This is a genomic window from Streptococcus equinus (assembly GCF_049393735.1).
Lineage (GTDB): Bacteria > Bacillota > Bacilli > Lactobacillales > Streptococcaceae > Streptococcus > Streptococcus equinus_G.
On sequence record NZ_CP185946.1, the window covers coordinates 965,117 to 989,990 of the forward strand.

The following is a 24,874-nucleotide window of genomic DNA, read 5'->3' on the forward strand; positions in this document are numbered from 1 at the left end:
TTTAAAAAACTTGACTAATACTTATTAAAAAAGACTAGATATAGTTTCAAACTATACCCTTAATGAAAGGCATCTGCAAACCGTTGAGTATCTAATTCGATCTGAGTTGATTTTGCTAAAGCCGAAATGACTGCAACGCCATCAGCGCCTGATTCACAAATGGCTGGAACATCTCCAATTGTAATTCCACCAATGGCTATAATCGGAATTGCTTTATCCAATTCACGAATTTCTCTCAAGCCTTTTAAACCAATAACTTCTCCAGCATCTGACTTAGATGGAGTCGGGAAAATCGGACCTACCCCAATATAATCAACCAAATCTATCTCAGATAGTTGGTATTCCCTTACATTTCCAACTGATAGTCCTATAATTTTGTTTGAAAATAGTTTGCGGGCTTCAGTGACTGGCATGTCATCTTGCCCAATGTGAATGCCATCTGCACCAATTTGTAAAGCTAAATCGATGTCATCATTGATGATAAAAGGAACGTGATACTTATGACAAAGTTCCTTAACTTTGAGAGCCAAATCCAGTTTTTCTTTTCCAATCAGAGCCCCATTTCCTTTTTCACGAAGTTGGAAACAAGTCACACCTGATTTTAATGCAGCCTCTAAAGTCTTAAAAAACATTCCTTTTGAACAATTTGGTGTACCACAAATAAAATAGACTTGTAATTCTTCTTTATTCACAATAATTCTCAACCTTTTTCATTTTTTCAACGTCATCATTCGAAATTTGATGGAGTGCATCTACGAATGCTACTTGAAAACTTCCTGGTAGCCCAATACCAGAATTTTTTTCGGCAATTTCACCTGCGATATTATAGACAGACATTGCTTCTTCAAGGCATGAAAATAAATCATCACCAGCAATACCAATAAACGCTGCTAATACAGCACCAAGTAAACAACCAGTTCCAGTCACTAAAGGCATGAGACTACTGCCATTATGCAAAAGTTTTACATGACCATTTACAGCGATAGCGTCTGTTTTTCCTGTGATAACAATTGGTAGTTTTAGCTGTTTATGTGCTTTTAAAGCAAGTTGTCCAATGTTCGCAACGTCAGCTGAATCTACACCTTTGCTTGCTACATCTTCTCCAATAAGCGCAGCAATTTCACCCGCGTTACCACGAATTAATGAAAGTTTGTGATTTTTAATTAAATCATTTGCAACTCGTTTTCGATATGGTCCAACACCTGCAGCAACAGGGTCAAGTACCGTAGGGACACCATTTTTTTCGGCAATATCTAAGGCATCCTTGTACAGCTGCCAAGTTTTATCACTTAGTGTTCCGATATTGATAAGTAACCCACTGGCATTTGGCAAAAAATCTTCTAAATCCTTTTGATACTCACTCATTGCTGGCGAAGCACCAAGTGCAAGTAGTCCATTAGCTGTAAAATTCTTCACAACACCATTTGTAATGCAAATCGTTAGCGGATTTTGTTTTCTCAATTCATCTAAATAACTCATTTAGTCTCCTTTGTAGCTGACATGGTTGACCGGGCCATTTCCATGACCGAGTTCTGGTGCAGTTTTTATCGCTTCAGTAATAAAACGTTTAGCAGTTGCAACTGCTTCTTGAACACTTCTGCCTTTAGCAAGCTCTGCTGTGATGACTGCCGCATATGTGCAACCAGTACCGTGCGTATGCTTTGTTGGAATACGTTCAGCTGAAAACGTGACGACTTGTCCGTCTTCTAAGAATAGAAAATCCTTAGCGTCATTATCTAAGTGCCCTCCTTTAATGACGACATTTTTGACACCGAACTCTGATTGGATAACTTTCCCTGCTTCAAGAATAGTACCCTCGTCTTTTAATTCTTTTCCAAAAAGAACTTCAGCTTCTGGCAAGTTTGGTGTAATTATAGTAGCAAGGGGTAGCAATTTTTCTTTAAGAGCTTCAACTGCTTCTGTACTAATCAAGCGGTCGCCACTAGTTGCTACCATAACTGGATCTAACACATATGGACAAGAAATAGTATTCAAGTACTGACTTACTCTTTCAATTGTCTCAACTTCAGCTAACATCCCTGTCTTGATTGCATCTGGTGTGATATCTGAAAAGACACTTTTTAACTGCTCATCAAGAATTGTTTGACTGAGGTTACAAATATCTTGGACGCCTTGTGTATTTTGAGCTACAACGCTTGTTACGACCGCCATTCCATAAGCGCCACGCGCCTGAAAGCTCTTTAAATCCGCCATAATTCCTGCACCACCACTCGGATCTGTTCCTGCAATTGTTAATGCTACGTTTAATTTAGACATTTTTGACCTCCTCTGGCCAGTCTTCTTGATCATATACCATTTGGAAAAATTGACGTTCATGCTGACAACTTTCCAAAAAGACTCGAATAATTTCATTTTCTTTATCTTTTGGTAGTTGGCTACTATATGTTTTTAATAGCTCAAAATAAGTTGGTAAACAAGCAGCTGCTTCGTCTTTAGCATAAAAATCAAACCAAGCTTTAAACGGATTCTCATCTGACAATTTTCCACTTTCCAAAACTTTTTGAGCCACTTGCTGATAAATCAAAGGGCACGGAAGCATAGCTGCTAAAATATAAGCTGGATTATCTTGATTAAGTTGATAATACATATGCTTAATATAATGATCCGAACTTGGATACCAAGCCTTATCTACAATGATATCATGGTACTCTTTACCAGCAGCTTTAGCCAAAATATGATGGGCACCAACTTCATGGTTAAAAATAAAATCAATTTGTCCTAAGAAAAAGTTCTTACTTACTTTATCAGGTATTCTTGCAAATAAAAGAGCATAGATATCTGCAAATTTTTCTAAATAAATTGCATCTGCTTTTAGATAATGACAAATCGCCTTTTCAGACAGTGAGCCATTTATCATATCCTGAATAAAATCATCTTTAGAAATCTTATCAATAAAGACAAGGCTTCGTTCTTTCATTTCATCAATCATTTACTTTTCCTTTACTATCTCTATAAATTCATCTAATGTTTGAATGGTTTTAAAATCGTGTTCAAAACTATCTTGAGGGTTATCTAGATTTGATAAAAACACACCACTTATACCACACTTTTCAGCCTTTTTGAGATTTCTAAGACTGTCTTCCAGGTAATATATTTTTTTGCCTTGCAATTTTTCCTTCTCTAAAAGGCAATGATAAAAATCCTCAGTTTTATCGGGAAATCCTATTCCAATACAAGAAATGATCTTAAAAAAGTATTTCAATACTCCTGAAGATTTCAAACCAAGCTGAGCTAAATATTGATAATTTGATGTCACGGCATAAATCAAAAATCCTTGTTGGTGTAAGTCAGATAACATCTCATCAGCCTTAGGCATTAAGCCAACTTGTCGATAAGCATCCACCAGAAGACTCTTTAGTAAGTTTTCTTGAAATTCCAGATTTTGTGATACAAAAAACTCTGCAAGATACAACTCCGCTTCTGGCATATTTAACCGCCAAAGATGTTTTTTAATTTCATCAGTATAATCAACATTTGCCATAGCCAAAAACTCTTTAATCACATCATCCCATAAGCTGTATGAATCAAAAATCACTCCATCCAAATCTAGAAAAATTACCTTATTAGATTTCTTTTTGGAATCGAGCAATAAACTATCTAAACTTCTGAATCCCATTATTTGATATCACCACTTTTTCTATTACTTGTGTATAACGCTTCAAGGCTCATAAAATATCTTGAAAACCTTAACCCTCGAAGAACAAGCATAGCTATTGCTCCACCGATTAACGTTGCCAAAACAAATCTCGGTGTAAATAAAAATAATGACTGTGCTTGTGATGCTTTTGCTAACAATTCACTATCACCATTTGCTGAGTAAGTCCAAAACCACACCATAACTGGTGCTGAAATAAATGAGCCAATCAAACCTGTTCCAAGAAATTCGCCAAACCAAGACATACTAACTTTTCTGGTCAACCGATAAAAATAAGAAGCCAAAAATGCCCCAGGCACTGAACCTACGATAGCCAAAGGTGCAACACTGGCAACACCAGGCTGTGTTAAAATCCGCATAATAGCAACAATAAAGGCCATTGACACAGCATATAGCGGTGTCATAAAAGTTCCTGCTATAACGTTCATAACGCTTGACATAAATACCATTCCTTCAATTCTAAAAATCGGTGTTAGTAAATAGTCCAAAGCTATCATAATAGCTAAAGCAGATAAACGGTGTACACGATTACTCGTCATAAAAAATCCTTTCTCGACACCAAAAAGCACACAAAGCTCACAGAAAAATAAAAAACACCATCTGAAAAAATTCAAATGGAGTTTAATTATAATACTGCGAAACAGCTCTCTTGAATGAACAAAAGAACTATCAAATATCGATTTTCACGTACAACAAAAAACGTTGTAACTCACACATTTCCCTTCGTCAGTTCTAACTGCATCAGGTTCAATGGGTATAATCTCAGCTTTTACGCACCCCAAATGTCATATTTAATTACACAGATACTTTACCACAATCTTTTTTATACTGCAAGTGCTTTCAGGAATATTTTAAAAAAATAGAGACTAATAAAGTCTCTATCATTTTGATTTTTTCTCAATTGGTGCGACACTAGCCAGTAGTTTTTTGAGTCCGACTTCTGGGAAATTAATTTTAAGTTCTTGTGTTTTACCTATTCCAGAAACAGCAAGGACAGTTCCATCACCCCATTTTCTGTGATGAGCGATATCTCCAATTTGCCAGTCGACCGCTTCTTTTGAAGCGCTAGCTGATTGACCAAATGGAACACCTTTAACAGCTTTAGAATATGGCTGTGCTCCTCGTGATGTTGGCTGAACTTTTGCTTTACGTGCTTGAAGAGCTTGTTGAAGACTCATGCCTTTACCAAACGACATTGAGTTATCATTGCTATTGCTATAGCGTACCCCAAATGATGAATTAGCCGGGCGAGCTAGACCTTGGTATTGCAATAGCTCATCATCAATCTCACGAATGAAACGTGATGGGCGGTTATAACTTGTTTTACCAAACAAAGTGCGTGTATTAGCATTTGTCACAAAAAGTAATTGCTCTGCACGAGTAATACCAACATAAGCTAAACGACGTTCTTCTTCCAACTCATCTTGGTCTTCAGCAGCTCGAGAAAGTGGGAACACTCCTTCTTCCATACCAATCAAGAAGACAATTGGAAATTCCAAACCTTTGGCAGCGTGTAAAGTCATCAAAGTTACTTCTGCTGTTTCAGTATCACCATCATCAGTATCAGCAATCAAAGCCAAGTCATTTAAGAAACGGCTTAGTTTGTCAATACCAGATTCATCTTCTGGAGCATCATCTTGATTTTCATCAAAGTTTTTCGTAACTGTCAAGAATTCTTCGATATTTTCAATACGCGCTTGGCTTTCAAGAGTATTTTGTACGCGAAGGGCATCCAGATATCCTGTCTTGTCAAGGACTGCTTCAACTAATTCAGTCACGCTGTATTTATCTAAATCATCACGAAGATTCATGAGCAAGTTAGACAACTCCCAAACAGCTTGCGCTGCTTTTCCTTTAACACCAGAAAGCATGATATTAGCCGATGCATCAAGCAAACTCATATTTTGTTGGTTAGCAAAAGTACGAATTTTTTCAAGTGTACCAGGACCAACACCACGTTTTGGTTCGTTAACGATACGTTCATAACTGATGTTGTCAGCAGTATTTGCAATGACATTCAAGTATGAAATTACATCACGAATTTCTTTACGGCTGTAGAATTTAGTACCACCAACCATTGTATAAGGAATATTAGATTTTAGCAGAGCTTCTTCAATGGTACGTGATTGCGCATTGGTACGATAAAGAACCGCAAAATCTTTAAAGTTTTTACCTTGTTCACGAACAATATTATCAATAGTTGATGCCACAAAAACGGCTTCTTCACGTTCATCACGCGCACGGTAGTAAACAATCTGCTCACCATCAGCATTTTGTGTCCAAAGTTTTTTAGGACGACGATTGCGGTTATTATTGATAACGGCATTTGCTGCTTGAAGAATCTTCTTAGTTGAACGATAGTTTTCTTCAAGCATGACAACTTTAGCTTCCGGATAATCTTTTTCGAAATCAAGGATATTTTGCATGTCAGCACCACGCCAACCGTAAATAGATTGGTCAGCATCACCGACGACACAAATATTTTTAAAACGAGAAGCTAAAAGTTTAACCAATTGATATTGTGCGTGGTTAGTATCTTGATACTCATCAACGTGAATGTATTGGTAGCGTTGTTGGTAGTAAGCCAAGACATCAGGATTTTGGTCAAACAAACGAAGCGTCAGCATGATGAGGTCATCAAAGTCCATAGCTTCACTTTGACGAAGTTCCGCTTGATAAGCTTTATAACATTTGGCTACAATTTGCGTATACATATCACCTGCTTGATTTTCATAAGCAACTTCATCAAGAAGATCATTCTTAGCATTTGAAATTGTCCCTAAAATCGCACGTTCATTCCATTTTTTAGGATCAAGATTAAGCGTTTTAAGAATTCGTTTCATAAGCGTACGTTGTTCACCAGGATCAACAATCGTAAAGTTGCGATTATAGCCAATATGGTCAGCATCACGGCGCAAAATACGAACACACATACTGTGGAAAGTTGCAATCAAAGTATCTGCTGTTGCTGGATTTAAAGCCATCGCACGTTCACGCATTTCACGCGCCGCTTTATTGGTGAAGGTAATCGCTAAGATATTCCAAGGATTGACAAATTTTTCATCAATCAAATAAGCGATACGGTGTGTCAACACACGTGTCTTACCTGAACCAGCTCCTGCCATAATCAAAAGCGGACCTTCAGTTGTTTTTACAGCTTCGGCCTGCTTGTCATTCATACCATTTAATAAAGGATTCATCGTATACTTTCACGGACATGTATTCTAGAATAAACAGCTAAAATCTCCGTGATTTATTCCTCTCTATATCAATAATTTCATTTTTAAATAATGCTTATCTATTGTACCATTTTTTGGAGAAATAGTCTTTGCTGCTTATTCTTTGTTTTGACAAATCTTTAAGAAATATGAATGAATGCTATTATCGTTATCAACTTCTGGGTGATAGGCTAAAGCAATTTGATTTTGATAGCGTACTGCAACGATTTTACCATGGTGCTCAGACAAAATCTCGACACCATTTCTAACTTCACTAATGTATGGAGCTCGAATAAAAGTTGCAGGTACTTGACCAATGTTTTTAAAATCCAAATAAGTAAAAAAGCTTCCTAACTGTCTTCCGTAAGCATTTCTTCTAACCGTTACTGGCAAGGTTGCTAAATACGCTTTAGATTGATTTTCAACCCGCTCAGATAGCAAAATCAATCCAGCACAAGTTGCAAGAACAGGTAAACCTTGTATAATCTTCTCACGCAAAGGCTCTAAAAGAGACAAATCATTCAATAATTTTCCTTGAACTGTTGATTCACCACCTGGTAACACAATGCCATCCAAAGGTTTGTGTAAATCATCAAATTGCCTAATATCAACTGTCTCAGCTCCTAATGAAGCTAATTTTGCTTTATGCTCTGCAAAATCACCTTGCAAAGCTAGTACTCCAATTAAAACCATTATTCCTCCTAAATGCCTCGTTCAGCCATGAGCAACTGAATTTCTTCTTCATTAATCCCAACCATAGCTTCGCCGAGATTTTCTGATAAATTAGCGAGTAAATTTTTATCTTGATAGTTTGTCACCGCTTGAACGATAGCACGAGCGCGCTTTTGAGGATTTCCAGATTTAAAAATTCCTGAACCAACAAAAACTCCTTCTGCTCCAAGTTGCATCATAAGCGCAGCATCAGCAGGCGTCGCTACACCACCTGCAGCAAATAAAACCACAGGTAATTTTCCAGTCTCATGAACTTCTTTTACTAAATCATAAGGCACTTGAAGTTCTTTAGCAGCTTGGTACAATTCATCTTCACGAAGAGATTGTAGACGATGAATTTCTTTGTTTAATTCACGTAAATGTCGAACAGCTTGAACAACATCTCCAGTACCGGGTTCCCCTTTTGATCGAATCATGCTGGCACCTTCGGAAATACGGCGAAGAGCCTCACCTAAATTTTTTGCCCCACAGACAAAGGGAACATTAAATGTTGTCTTATCGATATGGTAAAGGTCATCAGCTGGTGATAACACTTCGCTTTCATCAATGTAATCAATCTCAATCGCCTCTAAAATTTGTGCCTCAACAAAATGCCCAATTCGAACTTTTGCCATAACAGGAATAGAAACAGCTTCTTGGATTTCTTTAATCATTTTAGGGTCACTCATGCGAGATACTCCACCTGCAGCACGAATATCTGCTGGAATTCTTTCAAGTGCCATAACGGCACAAGCTCCTGCTTGCTCAGCTATTCTTGCTTGTTCAGGTGTTGTCACATCCATAATAACGCCACCTTTTAACATTTGCGCTAATTGTTTGTTGAGCTGATAACGTTGATTTTCCATAAAAAAACACCTCATTTACATTTTTATTGCTTTTCATTATAATAAAAACTGACATGGTATCAAGCACCAAATGAAATATTTTTTATAGGGTCAGATTGGAGATTTTATGCTTACATATTCACTAGAAAATCACGGAAATATTCCGCTATATGAACAACTTTATCGGGCAATAAAACAAGATATTACAAGAGGTACTCTATCAGCTAATGACAAGCTTCCCTCAAAACGAAATTTAGCCAAACATCTTGGAATATCAATGGTCACTGTCGAAAACAGCTATCAACAGCTTAAAGCCGAGGGCTATATTTACAGCTTACCTAAAAAGGGATTTTTCGTATCTGAAATCAATCTGCACCACCCGCCTGTTGAAAAAACAATAAGGCTACTTTCACATCCAGAAACCATGCCAGATGAAAATAAGTCTTTTTTGCGATTAAGCAACAATCAAACTAATTCAGAAACTTTCCCATTTTCAACCTGGTCAAAAATTGTTCGACAAGTTTTAAATAATTGTCAAAACGAACTTGTCCAACCATCTCCTAGTAAAGGTATTCTTTTACTTCGACAAGCAATTGCAAAGCATCTTAACGACTATCGAGGAATGGCTGTCGATCCAAGACAGATTATCATTGGTGCTGGGACAGAGTATTTGTATACTATTCTCATTCAATTACTTGGGCTTGATAAAATAATCGCCTTAGAAAATCCAAGTTATCCTAAAATTCGAAAGATTTACCAGCAATTTAATATTAAGCAAACCTACATTGATATGGAAAAAGACGGCATTAGTATTTCAAAACTAAAGCAAACAAGAGCTGATGTTATTCATTTGTCACCCTCCCATCAATTCCCAACTGGGAGTATTCTTTCAATTGGTAAACGCTACGAGCTTCTTAGCTGGGCTAATCAAGGAAATCGTTATATTATTGAAGATGATTACGACAGTGAGTTCCGTTTTCAAGGTCTTCCTATACCCAGTCTGCAAGAAATCGATACACTTGGAAAAGTGATATATATTAATACTTTTAGTAAAAGTCTTTCTTCTACGCTGCGAATTAGTTATATGATTCTTCCACCACAGTTACTTGAGCAATTTGAAGATAAGCTAAATTTTTACAGCAATACTGTATCGAATTTGCAGCAATACACTCTTGCTTATTTTATAAAGGACGGCTATTTTGAAAAACATTTAAATCGTATGCGTTTGTTTTATCAAAGAAAGCGCGATAGCTTGGTTCATAAATTACTTTCTAGTCCACTTAAAAATCACATTACAATACATGAGGACGAATCTGGTCTGCATTTTATCATGACTATCACCAGCGACTTATCAGAAGAAAAAATATGTCAGGTAGCATTAGAAAATCACTTGCTCATGACTCCAATTTCACATTACTATCACGGAAAAAATAGACTATTTGAGAAAAGTTTTATTGTTAATTATGCTAACATAACCGAAAAAGAAAGTGATTACATCATTAATGTTTTAGCAAAAATAATTCTCTGATTTTTTAATTTTTTATATTTTTCCCAAACAATTCAAAAAATAGGCTTGACAAAGTTCGGTTTTTACTTTAATATAGTAAACAAATCAAATAGCGAACCGAATGATGTCATTCAGGAGAAGAAAGCTTGCCTTTCGCCGAAGGAGTTACGCTCTCAGGTGTCATAGACAGGGACTGGGTGATGGACGGACTTCTGGAGAGACCTAGCCATTTTTAATGGCACTGGTATTCTTTAGTTAGTATGTTTTTAAGGACTAAGTATTATAATACTAACTTTGAATACTAGATAGGCGCCGAAGGGGCAAGGCTGAACTTTATGTTTAGCTCAAACTCTCAGGCAAAAGGACAGAAGATAAGAATCGATTAACAGGTAAGGTATATTATCTTTGTCAGTCTTCTTATCACTTTTCAGGAGTTATCTTAATGATAGCTCCTTTTTCTTTTTTTTAATGGCATCATAGGCGCTATATTAGTAGGAGACTATTCATATATGCTTAACTTTTTTACAATGCTTGATGATATTGTCTGGGGTGCCCCACTATTAATTTTATTGGTGGGAACAGGAATTTACTTGACTATTCGTCTTGGTTTACTTCAAATCCTAAAACTCCCTAAAGCATTCAAATTAATTTTTGCTGACGATAAAGGACAAGGAGATATTTCAAGTTTCGCTGCTCTTGCAACAGCTCTAGCTGCGACAGTTGGTACTGGTAATATTGTTGGTGTTGCAACAGCTATCAAAGCTGGTGGACCTGGAGCTCTCTTTTGGATGTGGATTGCTGCATTCTTTGGAATGGCTACCAAATACTCTGAAGGACTTCTTGCCATTAAATACCGCACTCGTGATGATAACGGAGAAGTTTCTGGTGGACCAATGTACTACATTTTAAATGGTATGGGAAAACGTTGGAAACCACTTGCTATCTTCTTTGCCGTTGCAGGAATTCTTGTAGCTTACTTTGGTATTGGTACTTTTTCACAAGTTAACTCAATCACTTCATCTCTTGAAAATTCTTTCGGTCTAGCACCACAAATTGTTAGTATTGTAGTCGCGGTTGTGGTTGCTATTATCATTTTTGGTGGTATCAAATCAATTTCTAAAGTTGCTGAAAAAGTGGTTCCTTTCATGGCAATTATTTACATTCTTGCTACTCTTGCTGTTATTTTCTGTAATGCTAACCAAATCATTCCAGCCTTTGGGCAAATTTTCTCTGGTGCATTTACAGGGACTGCTGCTGTCGGTGGTTTTGCAGGTGCTGTTGTAAAAGACGCTATTCAAAAAGGTATTGCGCGTGGTGTTTTCTCAAACGAATCTGGACTTGGTTCTGCTCCGATTGCCGCTGCTGCCGCTAAAACTGAAGAACCTGTAGAACAAGGGCTTATCTCAATGACAGGAACTTTCATTGATACAATCATTATCTGTACATTAACTGGACTTTCAATCATCGTAACTGAAAAATGGACAGTTGCAGGTCTTGAAGGTGCTCCGTTAACACAAGCTGCCTTCTCTTCTCTTTTTGGTACTCCAGGAGCGCTAGCTCTTACATTCTGTCTTGTTCTATTTGCCTTTACAACTATTCTTGGTTGGTCATATTACGGTGAACGTTGCTTTGAGTTTCTTTTTGGAACAAAACACATTAAACTTTACCGAGTAGTTTTCGTTATCATGGTTGCACTTGGTGGTTTCTTGAAACTTGAGCTTATCTGGATTATTGCTGATATCGTCAATGGTCTTATGGCATTGCCAAATCTGATTGCCCTCTTAGCACTTTCACCAGTTATCATCCGTGAAACTAAAAAATATTTTACTCGTATGAAATAAATTAAACTCCTGAGATTTCTCAGGAGTTTTTGTGTTAACGAGATTCTAAATATTTTTCAATAACTTGAAAAACACCAGATTTAGTATTTGCAGGAGCAATAAAGCGTGCTGTGCTTTTCACACGGTCAGTTGCATTTTCCATTGCATAAGAGTATTCTGCTAACTCAAGCATGGCTAAATCATTATCACCATCGCCAAATGCCATAAGTTGACTGCTTGAGATATTTTGCAATTTCATTAGTTTTTTAATACCAAACGCTTTATCAACACCTGGCAAGACAACATCAATGGCGCCAAAACCACTAGCCATAGGTACTAAATCTGGAAATTCTTTTTTGAATTCTTTTGTTACATCTTCTTCCAACTTTTCAGGCAACTGCATGGTTAGCTTATTAATCGGCTCATTCGGAAGCTCAGACATTGAGTCAAGAAGAATTACATTTGGGAAACTCGCGTTATAATAAGCAAGTCTTTCAGGATTTCCTAGATTTTGACAATTATAAGCACCCTTTGTCATATATGAATGGTTAGGCGACGAGATAACCATATGATAATCATTAAAATGATTTTGATAAAAGGTCAAAAGATGGTCGAGCTGCTTTGGTGTAAAATTTTTTAAGTACTTCGTTTCATCTTTTACAACCAAATGGCTACCATTTCCCACAACGTAAGCAAGACGCTCTGCTTGTTTTCCAAAAGTGAGTCTCATTCGAGAAATTTGATTTCCAGTAGCTACAACAAAAATTATCCCGCGTTTATCTAGCTCGTTAAGAATTTTTTCAAATCTTTCAAAATCATACTCACCTTTTCCGTCCAGAAAAGTACCATCCATGTCCACTGCAATCATTTTTATCATATTTTTCACCATTTCAAAGTATTCTAATACTATGATAGCAGTTTCAAAAATCTTTCGCAAAATAAAAACTGGAAGTTGCTTAAACTTCCAGTTTTAGTTATTATGCATCAGTAATTTTTACAAATGGTCGTCCTAAACCGTTAACGTCACCTTCTTGAGTACTTTGTTCTTTCCAAAGTAATTCAACTGGATACCAACCATTATTTGAAGCTTCATATGGGTCGTAAACATAAGTATTACCATTTGAAAAACCTTTGAGAACTATCTCATGACTAGTTCCCCATCCCCAAGGTGAGAATTTATCCATTTGAACAGCAGCCACAACATAATGACCTTCCTTCAACGTTGCTGCTAGCGCAGACTGAGATTTTAAGACTGTCGTTTTTAAGCCCCACTGGCGAGAAGCATATATGATTCCCATTCCAGAAGTTCCTTCTCCGCCTCTATTGTACTCAATTGTGTTGTTGTAAAGGTAACTTCCTACTGTAGTTGGCAAAACTTCAGTTCCTGTTAAAGCTGAGAAGACCATTGATAAGCTAGTTGGAACACATCCTGTTGCAGCAAATCTATAGTAACCAAAGCGAGTTTCTGCCCAACGTCCATCACGTTGGTTATAGTATGGTGCACTGAAGTCTGTACGTTTTACTTTAAATTCAGTTTCACCAAGGAAGAACATTTGACCATTATCAGATTGGTAAACATGCACGTGATAAATTCCCTTACCTGAGTGATTAGCTACGTTGATTAATCCGGTAGCTGTTGCTCCACAAGTAGTAGCATCATACCATCTAATATCATCTTGTCCATTTACATCAGACCATACCGCATATTTTACTGTTCCGTTTGAATAAACACCTGAAACAGTAACACCGTACACACCTGTACCTTTATAGCTTGCTGAAACGCTTGTAGTAGCTTCAGTATTATTGAAAGCAAATTGACCTAAATTAATACCAATCACTTCGTCGTCTGCCGTTGTCACATAGACATGGACAGTGTAGTTTCCAGCAATATTGTGATGATATTTTTCATCAACAGTAATGATTACTTGACCATTTACAACTTTTGCAGAACTATACCAGTGAAGATTTTTTTGATTTGGGTCTGACCAAGCTGCAACCGTTACGTTTTGAATATCTTTTGTTGTTTGAGTTTCAGAAACAACAACTTGCAATACCCCTTTGTTAGCATCATAATTATCAACAACAACAGTTGGGTGTGTCAATTCTTCATCAAATACTAAATCAATACCATCTGAACCAGAAAGACCAACCAACGAATGTGTTACTTCACTTATTCCGTAAACGTGAACATTATAGTGTCCTGATTCGAAGTTATGATTTTTGGCATAGAAGGTATAGATATAAGAACCATCGGCCTGCTTAGTAGCATGATACCATCTGATATCATCTTGTCCATTATTGTTTGTCCAAGTTGGTAACTGAACATCATGAATATAAATCGGAACACCCGTGACAGTTACTTGGGCAGAAAAGTCTGTTAATTTTTGAATTTGAACAGATACTTCTGGTTTTGGAACATCAATACTTGTCGCACTCAAGCAGACCATATTTCCTTTAATAACACCGTATGTGTGAATGAGATATGTACCATATGAACCTGTAAACTTAGCTGTCATTTGACCATTTGCCGGAACTTTGTACCAAACAAGGTCATCTTGATCATTTTCAGCTGACCACACCGCGTGATAAACAGTCATATCTGAACTTACATCACTCGGCATACTGATGTTGATACCAGTTTTACCAAGACATGTACGAACTTGTACATCACCAAATTTATAATCACTTTCAAAGCGCGTACCAAGCAAACCGGTAAAACCGTTCTTCACATGGTTATTACCATAAATATGGACATTATAAGTACCGGCTTCCATATTATGTTCGGCTTCGCTAATGATGACATAATATGAACCATCAGCTGCTTTAGTAGCTTTATACCATTTAATATCATCTTGGCCGCCTTTTTCAGTCCAAGTTGGTACTTGAATACCATCCATGTAAACTGGAACATCAGTAATAGTTACCTTGTAAGTCGTAGTACTTTCTTTGGTAATTGTAGCTTTGACTTCTGGTTTTGGAATATTAATACTTGTCGCACTCAAGCAGACCATATTTCCCTTAATAACACCGTATGTGTGAATGAGATATGTACCATATGAACCTGTATATTTAGCTGTCAATTGACCATTTGCTGGAACCTTATACCAAATAAGATCATCTTGATCATTTTCAGCTGACCACACAGCGTGGTAGACTGTCATACCTGAACTTACATCACTTGGCATACTGATGTTAATACCGTTTTGACCAAAACTAGCTTCAACATGCACGTTACCGAAATTATAATCTGATTCAAAATGAGTACCAGTCAAACCTGTCAAAGAGTTTGTTACGGCACTTGTACCATAAACGTGGACATTGTATAAACCGCTTTCCATATTGTGTTCAGCAATGCTAACAATTCTTGTAAAAGTACTATCAGAATTTTGAGTTGTGCCATACCAGATAATATCATCTTGGCCATCTTTTTCTGTCCATGTTGGTAGCTGAATACTAGTGATATAAACAGGAACATCCGACACAGTTACTTTATAGGTTGTACCATCTAATTTTGTAATGCTAACTTTTGCACTTGGTTTTGGAACATCAATAGTTCGTCCATTCAAACCAATCATCTTTCCATTTAGATTTTGATATGTGTGAATGTTGTATGTTCCATATGAGCCTGTATATTTAGCTACTGCGTGACCATGACTGTCAGCAGTATACCAAATAAGGTCATCTTGGCCATTAGATTCTGACCAGACTGCAAACATAATTTTTGCACCGGCAGTAATCGGTTGATTATACTGGATATCAAAACCTTTATTTGTCAAAGTTGCGCTAGTTACTTCGTCAACTGCACTACCTGTTGCACTACGTCGCGTAACTGAACTATCAGCTGGAGCTGTAGCAACTTGCGAAGATACTTTGCTTTCTTCAACTTGCGTTTGAGAAGTTGCAACTAAAGAAGTTTCTTCATCCTTGTGATTTTCAACAAGAGTACTTGGTTCTTCTTGTGAAGAATTTTGACTTTCATTTTGTACTGTTGTAGTATCTGTTGCTACTCCTTGATTTCCAGAAGAAACAGCTGGCGAAGCAGCTTGTTCGTCAACTGCTGGCGAAGCATCAACTGTCACTTCATTGTTAACTTCAGCTGATTCATTAGCTATGCTTTCATCACTTGCTGTTAAATCTTGTGATTGCAGCTCTTCTTTGTTGTTATCGCTTACAACATTTTCAACATTAATACCATTTTCTGAAGTAATTTCATCTGCACTAATTGAAGTTGTACCTAAAGCAAACGATAAACTTCCTAATAAGATAAGTGTACCAATAGCACCATAGGCTTTGGATTTTTTAATTGTTCCGTGTCCTTTTACTTTCATTGCCATCTCCATAATTTTTAATTATAAGATAATTGTAATACAATTTTAAGAAAATATCATTTATAAACCGTCAAATTAAAAGTAAAACTTCCGCCAAAAGACGGAAGTCTAAAAAGTATTTATAATGTTACTGATTAGTTGCTTCTTCAATAGCCTTTTGTCCATTTGATGCAATCACATCTTTGTACCAATAGAAGCTATCTTTTGGTGTGCGGTTAAGAGTACCATTACCTGCATCATCCATATCAACATAAATGAAGCCGTAACGTTTACGCATTTCACCTGTACCTGCTGAAACGATATCGATACATCCCCAAGTTGTGTATCCGATTAGCTCAACCCCATTAGCAATAGCATCTGCCATAGCATTGATATGAGCACGGTGGTAATCAATACGGTAATCATCATGAATTGAACCATCTTCTTCAACGGTATCAAAAGCGCCTAGACCATTTTCAACAACCATCAATGGAATTTCATAACGGTCATAAATTTTTTCAAGATAGTATTGAAGGCCAACTGGGTCGTGTGCCCAACCCCAATCAGAGTATGTCAAATAAGGATTTTTAGCACCAGTTGAGAAGTTTCCTGCTACTTCTTCGACACCAGTGTGAGTTGTTACGTTATTTGACATGTAATAAGAGAATGTGTACATATCAACAGTCCCACGTTTCAAATCTTCGAGGTCTTCTTCAGTAATATCTAACTCAACGTTATGTTCTTTCCAGAGACGTTTTGCATAAGTTCCGTATTTACCTTTTGCTTGAACATCACCACAGTAGTAAATGCCTGATTGCCATTTGTGTTCATTAGCCAAGATATCGGCTGGGTCACAAGTTCCAGGGTAGAATGTAATTCCACAAATCATGTTACCAATCATAAAGTCTGGATTGATAGCATGTCCGATTTGGACTGCTTTAGCTGATGCGACAAATTGGTGGTGAAGAATTTGATAACCTTCCTGATAATCAGCATCGGTTGCTTTTGCACCAAACATATCAAGGAACATAGTTGTATTGTTGATTTCGTTGAACGTCAACCAATATTTAACCAAGTCTTTGTATTCGTTGAAAATCACTTCACAGTAGCGAACATAAAAATCGATAAGTTTACGATTCTTCCAGCCGCCATAATTTTCTTCAAGAGCAAGTGGTGTATCAAAATGCCAAATTGAAACAAGTGGTTCAATATTGTATTTACGACATTCTTCAAAAACTGAACGGTAGAAATCAAGTCCAGCTTGGTTTGGTTCTCTATCATCACCATTTGGGAAGATACGTGCCCAAGAAATTGACAAACGGAAAACTGAATATCCCATTTCAGCAAACATTTTTATATCTTCTTTATAGCGGTGATAAAAATCTACCGCTGTATGGTTTGGATAATGTTCAGTATCAAGAACCGCATGTTTTGCACCTTCTGGAATTTTCCCATTGTGTCCCATAGCTGGTACTTTACCAGGATTACCATCTTTATCAATATATGTCATATAACGAGGTGAATTAACACTACCACCAGTTGTTACATCTGTTGCAACTAGTCCTCGACCATCTTCATTGTATGCTCCTTCGGCTTGGTTTGCAGCAATTGCGCCACCCCAAAGGAAATTTTTTGGAAATGTTTTTGTCATCTATTCATTCCTTCTTTCAATGTTTTACAATAATATTATACCGTCATTTGAAAGCGCAATCTTGCATTATTATCTTAGAATCTGATACTATCTAACTATAAATAGTGTTGGATAACTTTAGAAATGATAGCATAACCATCTATCGTCAAATGAAGCCCATCAACCGTTAAATCACGACGTAATTGTCCAGATTCATCACAAAGCAAGTCATGAACGTCAATCCATTTCACTTTGTCGCTTGCCAAATGGCTGAGAAGCTCATTTAGTATTGAAATACTTTTATTGTTTCGAAGACTTGACGTGCGAACAAATTCAGGCGATTCATTCATCGGAAAGACTGATAGTAGGAAAATCTGGGTTTCTGGCAATTTTTGATGAATTTTATCAATGATATCACACACAGTTTCACAGACTTCCTCTGGTTGTCGATTTTTCAAATCATTGACACCAACCAATAAAAAAACTTTACTTGGCTGCAAGTCTAAAATTTGACTGTCGATGTGTTCTAATAACTGTAGACTATTGATGCCATGAATGCCACGGTTGTAAACTTTCAAGTCTGATTGAAGCATTTCATGGACTGGGAAAAATTCGGTAATTGAATCACCAGCAAAAACAATGTTTGGTTGTGAAGCAAGCTTATTAAGCGCAGTGTATTTTTCCCATAACTGCTCCTGCTGATCCTTTAGAACATAAGCTCGAAATTCTTTAACATCATCTTTTTGGTACAAAACTTGAAAATCCGTCATTAGATTCCTCTTTCTAGTATGTTTTCAATCGTATTGAGCACTCCATCTCTAGCATTTGATTGAATAATGTAGCGAGCAACCTTTTTAATCTCATCTGAAGCATTAGCAACTGCATAAGAATGTCCAGCTAATTCAAGCATTTCACGGTCATTACCGCCATCACCAAAAGCAGCAACCTCTTCTGGTTTAATGTCATATTTAGACATTAACGTTTGCACTCCCCAAGCTTTATGAATGCCAGTTTTGATAATATCAACAGCACCATAACCACTTGCGACTGCGCGTAGCTCACCTTTAAAAGCTCGGTTAAATCGTTTTGTGACCTTTTTAGCAGACTTTTCACTAACGGTCATCGTGATTTTAACAATCGGGTCAGCAGGGCGTTTATGAAAATCATCAACTTGAACCATATTTTTGAAAAATTGTTGTACATCTTCTAATTCGAAATCAAAGGCTTCCATATCAAAATCAGTTCCAGTCATAACGTAAGCTGAATCAATCCCTGAAAGTACAATACGATAATCTTGAAATTTACCATCAAAAAAATCAAGAACAGCATTTACCTGTTCTTCTGACATAGACTCACGCGCAATCACTTCACCATGATCAATAACAAGCGCTCCATTTTCAGCAACAAAATCAATGTTGCCAGAAATTCTTGAAAAAATAGCATTCAAACGGTCCATGCGATTACCGCTTGCTACTACAAAAGAGATGCCTTTTTCAGTCATTTTATCAAGTAATTTTTGGAAACGTTCTTTGTCATATGCCCCTTTTGGATTTAAAAACGTTCCATCCATATCACTAACAATTAATTTAATCACAATCTATCCCCCTTCAAGAAATAATCTGACAAGACTCTCAGTACCCCATTTTCCTGATTTGATGGTGCTTGATAACTAGCAATATCTTTAATAGCTTGCGGTGCATTAGACATAGCAAAAGAGTACTTAGCTAATTTCATCATTTCAATATCATTACCACCGTCACCAAATACCATAAGGTTTTCTGGACCATATCCCCAATGATTGAGTAAAAAATCAAGCCCAGTTCCTTTATGAACATGTGACGGAATTACATCGATACAACCAAATCCACTAGACGTTGCTGTTAGCTCATACTTTTCAAAAAGTGTATTGATTTCATCGCAAACTTGAAATGTTAATTCATCACGAACAAGCAAGGTCACTTTGAAAAATTCATCATTAGGAATTGGATGAAGATTATCAACGTATTTTAAAACTGGTAAATAGTATTGCAACATATTCTTGGCTTTAATTGGAGTTGATTTTAGAAGATATGATGAGCTCTTGCCAGCTAAATTTATAATAGCATCAGGATACTCTTTCTCAATGTGATTCACCAAAGCTGACACAGCTTCTGTCGTTTCAAATTCTTCCTGTAACGTTCTTCCATTTTCAACAATGTGACCACCATTTTCGGCGACAAATGACATCAAATGTTTGTGTTTTGGAAATTGCTTGATAATCTGACGATATTGATTACCACTTGCTACCACAAATTTAATGCCTTCTTCAAGAAAATGATCAAAAAGACGTTCAAAGAGATCTTTGTCGTATGTTTTTGAATCTGTTAAAAACGTTCCATCCATATCTGTTGCAATTACTTTTACTGTCATATGAGTCTCCTTTACTTTCATTATACGATAGATTCCTGAAAATTTCTTTGAATATCTTCAGAAAAAATAATACTATCGTATGAAATAAATCTTATTATTTTTCATTTCAACATAAAAAAAGAACGGGAACACCCGCTCTTAATTTTTTATTAAGCTTCTACGCCTTCTTCTTTGAGAAGTTTCAAATCATACATTTTAAGGAATGGGAACCAAACAAAGAATGCTGCAAGGGCACAAACTAGAGATGTAATAACAGCACCGATGTTACCACCTGATCCGATGTAAGCACCAAGACCGATTGGTGTTGGCCATGGAGTTTGGATGATAGAAACAGCTGCAAAACCAAGTTTGATTGACCAGTATGCAATTGAAGCACTCACGATTGGTGCTAAAATGAATGGAAGGGCAAGAACTGGGTTGTATACAACTGGAAGACCAAAGATAAGTGGTTCGTTGATATTGAAGATTGCAGGACCCATAGCTGCACGACCAAGCATTTTAAGTTGAGATGATTTAGCTGCTACTGCAAGCCATACACAGGCAAGAAGCATTGCACCAGAACCACCCATGATAACGTATGAGTTTGAGAATTCACCGGCAAATGCGATGTGAGCTCCATCAACGTTTTCTGCCATATTTGACAAAAGGATTGGGTTAACAAGACCCATGACAATGTTAGCACCGTGAATACCAACAATCCACAAAGCATGAACAAGAAGGTAAATAACAACAATACCAAGCCAAGAGTTTGCGATATGTTTAACGAATCCAAATGGAATAGCAACAACGTTGTAGATATCAGTACCAAGTGAAATGAAGACACCATTGATGATAAGAACAACAAAAGCTACAACTGCTGCTGGAATCAAAGCTGAGAATGAGCGAGCAACACCTGAAGGAACAGCTTCTGGCATTTTTACAACCCATTGACGTTTAATACAAGTCTTGTAAAGTTGTACAGCAAGAAGTGCCATCAAAATAGCTGTAAACATACCTGAAGTTGACAAACGATCAAGGCTGTTACCACCGACAGTCCAACCATTGATTGTTGCACCTTTAACATTCAAGTATTCAAATGCACCATTTTTGACAAATAGTTGTGGAATTGTCAAGAAGTACGCAAATACTGAAAGCAAAGCACCGTAAACTGGATCTACATCAAGTTCGTCTTCATCAGCGAAGATTTTTGTGTATTCATAACCAATAACAATGGCAAAGTATAGAGACAAGATACCCATTGTACAGTTGTAAGCTTGCAAGTATAGTGGTGCAATCTTATCAACTGAGTTTGCCCAAATAGTGGCTAAGGCAGGAATTGGAAAGGCTTGTGGAATAATGCTCAAGACAAGGAACATTGACCCCACAATAGTAAATGGAATACTGGCCATACCAGCGGCAACAATTGCACGGACAGGACGCCAATTAGACACTTTAGCCATTGGCCCCATCAAGTACTTTTCTAAGAATTCAAACATTTTCTTCTCCTCCTAAAAACTGTTGAATTTTTTATAAACTAATTAATTGATGCCAAATATTGTTGAATGCGGTAATATTGTTTGTCAGAATTTCGATTAATACGTCCAAGTTTTACTAACATCCATGATGCAATCATAATCCCGAGTAAAAGCACCACAAGTAGGAAAATCTGAGTCGTACTATTTTCAGACAAGAATGGATAAAAGTATGGATATTGATTAAATAAAGTAGCAATCATTAAAATGACATTTAATGCAATAATCGTTTGGAAATAAAATTGCGTTTTAACCGCAGGTTTTTGCTCCCTTGAATACATCCTCGACTGTTCCCACATACAAACAGCACCAAAAATCGCCATAAGAACTGGGATGATAACTAGACTGATTCGGCTGGCTGATAGGAACATCAAAATCCAGTACAGATTTACGAAAAAGAAGAAGGCAACCACGTAACGAATGAGAAAGTAACGTGTGTAATACATGTTTTTAATCCCATTTTCACGTCTTGTAGCATCTAATTCTCTTTTTTCTTTTTCTGTTAATGCAGCCATAGCTATCCCCTTTCTTGCCTAACTAACCAAGTTTTTTGTATAGATTTAACATTTCAAGTGCCACTTCACGAAGTGTCATTGTTGTCATCAAATGGTCTTGGGCATGAACCATAATGATTTCAACATTAATTTCTTTACCACCTGCATATTCTTGTAACAAGTGGGTTTGTGATTGGTGGGCTTTTAGCAGTTCATCATTTGACTCTTTCAACTTTTCTTCTGCTAGCGCGTAATCTCCATCACGCATAGCATCGAATGCTTCGTGCACAATGGAACGAGCATTCCCAGAATTTAGAATAATTTCAAATGCTGCAACTTGCAATTCTTCTGAATTCATATAACTCCTACTTCCTTTTAGATGGATAAAAATATTTTTTTAAATTCATCAAATGATTGGCAAGCTAACATTTGGTCTTGAAGTTTTGGATTATCAACCAAATCTACAATGGCAGATGTCAACTCTGGTAAGCCATCATTATCATGAATTGACATTGACATTAAAAAGATTATTTTAATTGAAGAATATTGTTCATCCCATTTAACACCATCCTTGACAATGGCTACTGCAAAGTGATGTTTGCTTCCAACGGCTTTTAGTGGATGTGGCACAGCGACATTTTCTCCGAATACAATCGAACTCATTGCCTCACGTTGTTTCATCATATCCAATAAACGCTTTTGAAATTGAACATTTTCATTAATTGAAATACTCTCAGCCAATTTTCTCAGAACATCTTCTTTTGTCGCATTTGACATTAAGAAGAAATAATCTTCTGAAAAATAATCGTCAAAAACATCCTTAACACTAAGTTCAGCTTGATGATCTTCGACATTTGCCATAGAGGTATTCAAATGAGCGATTCCATGTTTAATATCTTTCAATTCCTCATCATTTAAAAATACTGAAACCGTAAATACTGGAATGTTGAACATCAGATTTGATAAATCGATGGAAGATACGATGAAATCGATCCCTTTTAACTTTTCATCATTGATTTCATAATATCCGATAACATCTGTAATTGAAACTAAGTTCCCGAGCTCATTTTCAATTCTGCTCTTAAGCATTTGAGCGCTTCCGTAACCTGTGGCACAGATAACAAGAACATTGTACTTACGCTGTTCTTTGTAACGCTCTTTTGCCGCCATAAAATGCAGAGCAATGTATGCGATTTCATTCGGTGACAAAGTATAAGGACTGAAAGTTGGCATATTTGACACCACGCGCTCTGCTAGCTGATACATGTCACGATAGTTGGCTTGGATTTCTGCTGTTAAAGGATTTTCCATAACAACCTTTCCTTGCAAACGAATGTACATAGTAGACAGATGAGCTAAAAGCCCTTCAATCAGTTGAAAATCATTTTTCACTGATGGGTTTATGTGGTCGATACCGTCAACCAATTCCTGACGAATTTGTTCCTGCAAAATCTCAGAAATGTGACAAGAGTTCCCGTGACCTTTTGACACCAAGTGAAGTGTAATGTAATCAACTTCTTCAATCGGAAAATGAATTCCTGTTGAAACTGAAACACGTTTTAAAATATTTTCAGCAACACGTCGTTCTGCCAAACCTCTCAGCACCACTTCATCATCAGACACCTTACTGATGCGAAAACCTTCAGTAATACGTCTAATAGCTAAAGCAATATGGATGACCAAATTTTGAATCACAAAATCTGATAATTTAAGACCACCCTCCCGGCACTCATCAAGAACGATAATCGTTAACTCTTCAAAAGAAATCCTTTGATTTAGCAACTCATTATCAACATATGAATGCATGGTATTGATGAAACCAGAATCGATAAAGTAATCCATAATGAATCGACGTTTATCACGTTCTTGCCCCATCACGTAAACACCCTTATTGGCTTTGCTTTCAATTTTTAAATGATACGGTTTAAACTTTTCTCTAATCTTTTTAAAGTCACTGGATAAAGTTGATCGACTAACAAATAATTCATCTGCTAAATCATCAAAATAAATTTCGTTTTGTTCAAACAACAATTTATTTAACAGAAAATTGTAGCGATCATTGATATCCGTTACACTTTGATAATTAAAATGGTGATCATTGATGTGATTTTCTTCCAAGAAATCAGCATAAGCATCGTCATCTAAGATATCAAGCTTATAGCCGTATCCTTGTTTAGAAATCAAATCAAGTCCAGAATGATTATCTAATTTTTCAACTAGTGTTTTATAGTAAGTTCTAATTGTTCTATCCGAACATCCCATGTGAGCTGCTAGTTCTTTACTAGTTACAAATTGTTCTTTATCTTTTGTTAGATATTGAATAATTTGCTTTTCTTTTTTGTTTAACACAGAAAAGGACACCTCCAAACAACAATAGAACTATTATATCACATTAGGCGTTAGATGTTTTCTTTCACCAAAGCTGCCATTTTTTCAATTCCCATTGGGATTGGAATGTAAGCTTGTGGTGGAATTTGAACGATTGGTTTGTTTTTCTTAGCAGCTGCATCTGCCAATTGTTTGAAGTTCATTTTTGTTTGTGGGCTGACAAGATACAAATCATATTTATCAGCTTCAATACGTTTTTGACCTTCTGGAACACCAACAGCGTCCATTTCAATGTCTTCACCTTTTTCTTGAAGGTATGTCATAGTTTTTTTAGCAATCATTGATGATGACATACCGCCTGCACAGATAATTAAAGCTTGTTTAGCCATAATGTGAATCTCCTTTGTTTTTTGTTTAC

The 24,874-nt window shown here is 36.7% G+C and carries 22 protein-coding genes and 2 riboswitches; of the genes, 2 read left to right on the top strand and 20 right to left on the bottom strand.

What is annotated here, in order from left to right:
- Window positions 1–59 precede the first annotated feature (59 nt).
- From thiE to pdxS, 9 genes are all read right to left on the bottom strand, one after another.
- Window positions 60–692 (bottom strand): thiamine phosphate synthase, encoded by a 633-nt coding sequence (thiE, locus tag ACNTMY_RS04805; protein ID WP_423215589.1) that lies wholly within the window; start codon window positions 690–692, stop codon window positions 60–62.
- Window positions 685–1,479 (bottom strand): hydroxyethylthiazole kinase, encoded by a 795-nt coding sequence (gene thiM, locus ACNTMY_RS04810; RefSeq protein ID WP_423215590.1) that lies wholly within the window; start codon window positions 1,477–1,479, stop codon window positions 685–687. The genes thiE and thiM overlap by 8 nt, the downstream gene beginning before the upstream one ends.
- Window positions 1,480–2,277 carry a bifunctional hydroxymethylpyrimidine kinase/phosphomethylpyrimidine kinase gene (gene thiD / locus ACNTMY_RS04815; protein ID WP_423215591.1) on the bottom strand — a complete coding sequence of 266 codons (798 nt, stop codon included), beginning with the start codon at window positions 2,275–2,277 and terminating at the stop codon, window positions 1,480–1,482.
- Entirely contained in the window at window positions 2,270–2,950 is a 681-nt protein-coding gene (gene tenA / locus ACNTMY_RS04820; protein ID WP_423215592.1) for a thiaminase II, read from the bottom strand. Before tenA ends, thiD begins: the two co-directional genes overlap by 8 nt.
- On the bottom strand, window positions 2,951–3,637 hold the full coding sequence (locus tag ACNTMY_RS04825; protein ID WP_423215593.1) for an HAD family hydrolase: 687 nt from the start codon (window positions 3,635–3,637) through the stop codon (window positions 2,951–2,953).
- The gene (gene thiW, locus ACNTMY_RS04830; protein ID WP_423215594.1) at window positions 3,637–4,215 is read right to left on the bottom strand and encodes an energy coupling factor transporter S component ThiW; all 579 of its coding nucleotides are present in this window, start codon (window positions 4,213–4,215) and stop codon (window positions 3,637–3,639) included. The genes ACNTMY_RS04825 and thiW overlap by 1 nt, the downstream gene beginning before the upstream one ends.
- Before the next feature lie 162 nt (window positions 4,216–4,377).
- Window positions 4,378–4,467: riboswitch (TPP riboswitch) on the bottom strand.
- 90 nt (window positions 4,468–4,557) lie between these two features.
- Window positions 4,558–6,876, bottom strand: coding sequence for a DNA helicase PcrA (pcrA, locus tag ACNTMY_RS04835; RefSeq protein ID WP_423215595.1), 2,319 nt, complete (start codon window positions 6,874–6,876; stop codon window positions 4,558–4,560).
- A 135-nt stretch (window positions 6,877–7,011) separates the two neighbouring features.
- Window positions 7,012–7,587 (bottom strand): pyridoxal 5'-phosphate synthase glutaminase subunit PdxT, encoded by a 576-nt coding sequence (gene pdxT, locus ACNTMY_RS04840; protein ID WP_423215596.1) that lies wholly within the window; start codon window positions 7,585–7,587, stop codon window positions 7,012–7,014.
- An 8-nt stretch (window positions 7,588–7,595) separates the two neighbouring features.
- Window positions 7,596–8,471 (bottom strand): pyridoxal 5'-phosphate synthase lyase subunit PdxS, encoded by an 876-nt coding sequence (gene pdxS, locus ACNTMY_RS04845; RefSeq protein WP_423215597.1) that lies wholly within the window; start codon window positions 8,469–8,471, stop codon window positions 7,596–7,598.
- A 106-nt stretch (window positions 8,472–8,577) separates the two neighbouring features.
- Here pdxS and ACNTMY_RS04850 point away from each other — a divergent pair, with 106 nt between their 5' ends.
- Together ACNTMY_RS04850 and ACNTMY_RS04855 are read left to right on the top strand one after the other, a co-directional pair.
- Entirely contained in the window at window positions 8,578–9,978 is a 1,401-nt protein-coding gene (locus ACNTMY_RS04850; protein ID WP_423215598.1) for a PLP-dependent aminotransferase family protein, read from the top strand.
- Between the two features lie 181 nt (window positions 9,979–10,159).
- A riboswitch (glycine riboswitch) is annotated at window positions 10,160–10,335 on the top strand.
- A gap of 131 nt (window positions 10,336–10,466) precedes the next feature.
- A complete protein-coding gene (locus tag ACNTMY_RS04855) occupies window positions 10,467–11,798 on the top strand; it encodes an alanine/glycine:cation symporter family protein (protein WP_423215599.1) in 1,332 nt (443 codons plus the stop codon).
- A 34-nt stretch (window positions 11,799–11,832) separates the two neighbouring features.
- Here the strand turns inward: ACNTMY_RS04855 and ACNTMY_RS04860 are convergent, their stop codons facing one another.
- From ACNTMY_RS04860 to ACNTMY_RS04910, 11 genes are all read right to left on the bottom strand, one after another.
- The gene (locus ACNTMY_RS04860) at window positions 11,833–12,654 is read right to left on the bottom strand and encodes a Cof-type HAD-IIB family hydrolase (RefSeq protein WP_423215600.1); all 822 of its coding nucleotides are present in this window, start codon (window positions 12,652–12,654) and stop codon (window positions 11,833–11,835) included.
- Window positions 12,655–12,754: 100 nt separating this feature from the next.
- On the bottom strand, window positions 12,755–16,105 hold the full coding sequence (locus ACNTMY_RS04865) for a GBS Bsp-like repeat-containing protein (protein WP_423215601.1): 3,351 nt from the start codon (window positions 16,103–16,105) through the stop codon (window positions 12,755–12,757).
- 127 nt (window positions 16,106–16,232) lie between these two features.
- Complete coding sequence (locus ACNTMY_RS04870) at window positions 16,233–17,735, bottom strand: glycoside hydrolase family 1 protein (protein WP_423215602.1); 1,503 nt, start codon at window positions 17,733–17,735, stop codon at window positions 16,233–16,235.
- Window positions 17,736–17,830: 95 nt separating this feature from the next.
- On the bottom strand, window positions 17,831–18,484 hold the full coding sequence (locus tag ACNTMY_RS04875; protein WP_423215603.1) for an SGNH/GDSL hydrolase family protein: 654 nt from the start codon (window positions 18,482–18,484) through the stop codon (window positions 17,831–17,833).
- A complete protein-coding gene (locus ACNTMY_RS04880; RefSeq protein WP_423215604.1) occupies window positions 18,484–19,308 on the bottom strand; it encodes a Cof-type HAD-IIB family hydrolase in 825 nt (274 codons plus the stop codon). The genes ACNTMY_RS04875 and ACNTMY_RS04880 overlap by 1 nt, the downstream gene beginning before the upstream one ends.
- Window positions 19,305–20,123, bottom strand: coding sequence for a Cof-type HAD-IIB family hydrolase (locus tag ACNTMY_RS04885; protein WP_423215605.1), 819 nt, complete (start codon window positions 20,121–20,123; stop codon window positions 19,305–19,307). Before ACNTMY_RS04885 ends, ACNTMY_RS04880 begins: the two co-directional genes overlap by 4 nt.
- A gap of 149 nt (window positions 20,124–20,272) precedes the next feature.
- Window positions 20,273–21,598 (bottom strand): PTS cellobiose transporter subunit IIC, encoded by a 1,326-nt coding sequence (celB, locus tag ACNTMY_RS04890; protein WP_423215606.1) that lies wholly within the window; start codon window positions 21,596–21,598, stop codon window positions 20,273–20,275.
- 38 nt (window positions 21,599–21,636) lie between these two features.
- The gene (locus tag ACNTMY_RS04895) at window positions 21,637–22,149 is read right to left on the bottom strand and encodes a hypothetical protein (RefSeq protein WP_423215607.1); all 513 of its coding nucleotides are present in this window, start codon (window positions 22,147–22,149) and stop codon (window positions 21,637–21,639) included.
- 22 nt (window positions 22,150–22,171) lie between these two features.
- Window positions 22,172–22,486, bottom strand: a complete 315-nt coding sequence (locus ACNTMY_RS04900; RefSeq protein ID WP_004231937.1) for a PTS cellobiose transporter subunit IIA — start codon at window positions 22,484–22,486, stop codon at window positions 22,172–22,174.
- A 17-nt stretch (window positions 22,487–22,503) separates the two neighbouring features.
- On the bottom strand, window positions 22,504–24,477 hold the full coding sequence (locus tag ACNTMY_RS04905; RefSeq protein WP_423215608.1) for a BglG family transcription antiterminator: 1,974 nt from the start codon (window positions 24,475–24,477) through the stop codon (window positions 22,504–22,506).
- Between the two features lie 50 nt (window positions 24,478–24,527).
- The gene (locus ACNTMY_RS04910; protein ID WP_021142392.1) at window positions 24,528–24,845 is read right to left on the bottom strand and encodes a PTS cellobiose transporter subunit IIB; all 318 of its coding nucleotides are present in this window, start codon (window positions 24,843–24,845) and stop codon (window positions 24,528–24,530) included.
- Window positions 24,846–24,874: the final 29 nt, after the last annotated feature.

What these genes read in the sequence shown, in the direction of transcription:
- thiM (WP_423215590.1), bottom strand. Translation starts at nt 1,479, where the DNA reads ATGAGTTATTTAGATGAATTGAGAAAACAAAATCCGCTAACGATTTGC.
- thiD (WP_423215591.1), bottom strand. Translation starts at nt 2,277, where the DNA reads ATGTCTAAATTAAACGTAGCATTAACAATTGCAGGAACAGATCCGAGT.
- tenA (WP_423215592.1), bottom strand. Translation starts at nt 2,950, where the DNA reads ATGATTGATGAAATGAAAGAACGAAGCCTTGTCTTTATTGATAAGATT.
- ACNTMY_RS04825 (WP_423215593.1), bottom strand. Translation starts at nt 3,637, where the DNA reads ATGGGATTCAGAAGTTTAGATAGTTTATTGCTCGATTCCAAAAAGAAA.
- thiW (WP_423215594.1), bottom strand. Translation starts at nt 4,215, where the DNA reads ATGACGAGTAATCGTGTACACCGTTTATCTGCTTTAGCTATTATGATA.
- pcrA (WP_423215595.1), bottom strand. Translation starts at nt 6,876, where the DNA reads ATGAATCCTTTATTAAATGGTATGAATGACAAGCAGGCCGAAGCTGTA.
- pdxT (WP_423215596.1), bottom strand. Translation starts at nt 7,587, where the DNA reads ATGGTTTTAATTGGAGTACTAGCTTTGCAAGGTGATTTTGCAGAGCAT.
- pdxS (WP_423215597.1), bottom strand. Translation starts at nt 8,471, where the DNA reads ATGGAAAATCAACGTTATCAGCTCAACAAACAATTAGCGCAAATGTTA.
- ACNTMY_RS04850 (WP_423215598.1), top strand. Translation starts at nt 8,578, where the DNA reads ATGCTTACATATTCACTAGAAAATCACGGAAATATTCCGCTATATGAA.
- ACNTMY_RS04855 (WP_423215599.1), top strand. Translation starts at nt 10,467, where the DNA reads ATGCTTAACTTTTTTACAATGCTTGATGATATTGTCTGGGGTGCCCCA.
- ACNTMY_RS04860 (WP_423215600.1), bottom strand. Translation starts at nt 12,654, where the DNA reads ATGATAAAAATGATTGCAGTGGACATGGATGGTACTTTTCTGGACGGA.
- ACNTMY_RS04865 (WP_423215601.1), bottom strand. Translation starts at nt 16,105, where the DNA reads ATGAAAGTAAAAGGACACGGAACAATTAAAAAATCCAAAGCCTATGGT.
- ACNTMY_RS04870 (WP_423215602.1), bottom strand. Translation starts at nt 17,735, where the DNA reads ATGACAAAAACATTTCCAAAAAATTTCCTTTGGGGTGGCGCAATTGCT.
- ACNTMY_RS04875 (WP_423215603.1), bottom strand. Translation starts at nt 18,484, where the DNA reads ATGACGGATTTTCAAGTTTTGTACCAAAAAGATGATGTTAAAGAATTT.
- ACNTMY_RS04885 (WP_423215605.1), bottom strand. Translation starts at nt 20,123, where the DNA reads ATGACAGTAAAAGTAATTGCAACAGATATGGATGGAACGTTTTTAACA.
- celB (WP_423215606.1), bottom strand. Translation starts at nt 21,598, where the DNA reads ATGTTTGAATTCTTAGAAAAGTACTTGATGGGGCCAATGGCTAAAGTG.
- ACNTMY_RS04895 (WP_423215607.1), bottom strand. Translation starts at nt 22,149, where the DNA reads ATGGCTGCATTAACAGAAAAAGAAAAAAGAGAATTAGATGCTACAAGA.
- ACNTMY_RS04900 (WP_004231937.1), bottom strand. Translation starts at nt 22,486, where the DNA reads ATGAATTCAGAAGAATTGCAAGTTGCAGCATTTGAAATTATTCTAAAT.
- ACNTMY_RS04910 (WP_021142392.1), bottom strand. Translation starts at nt 24,845, where the DNA reads ATGGCTAAACAAGCTTTAATTATCTGTGCAGGCGGTATGTCATCATCA.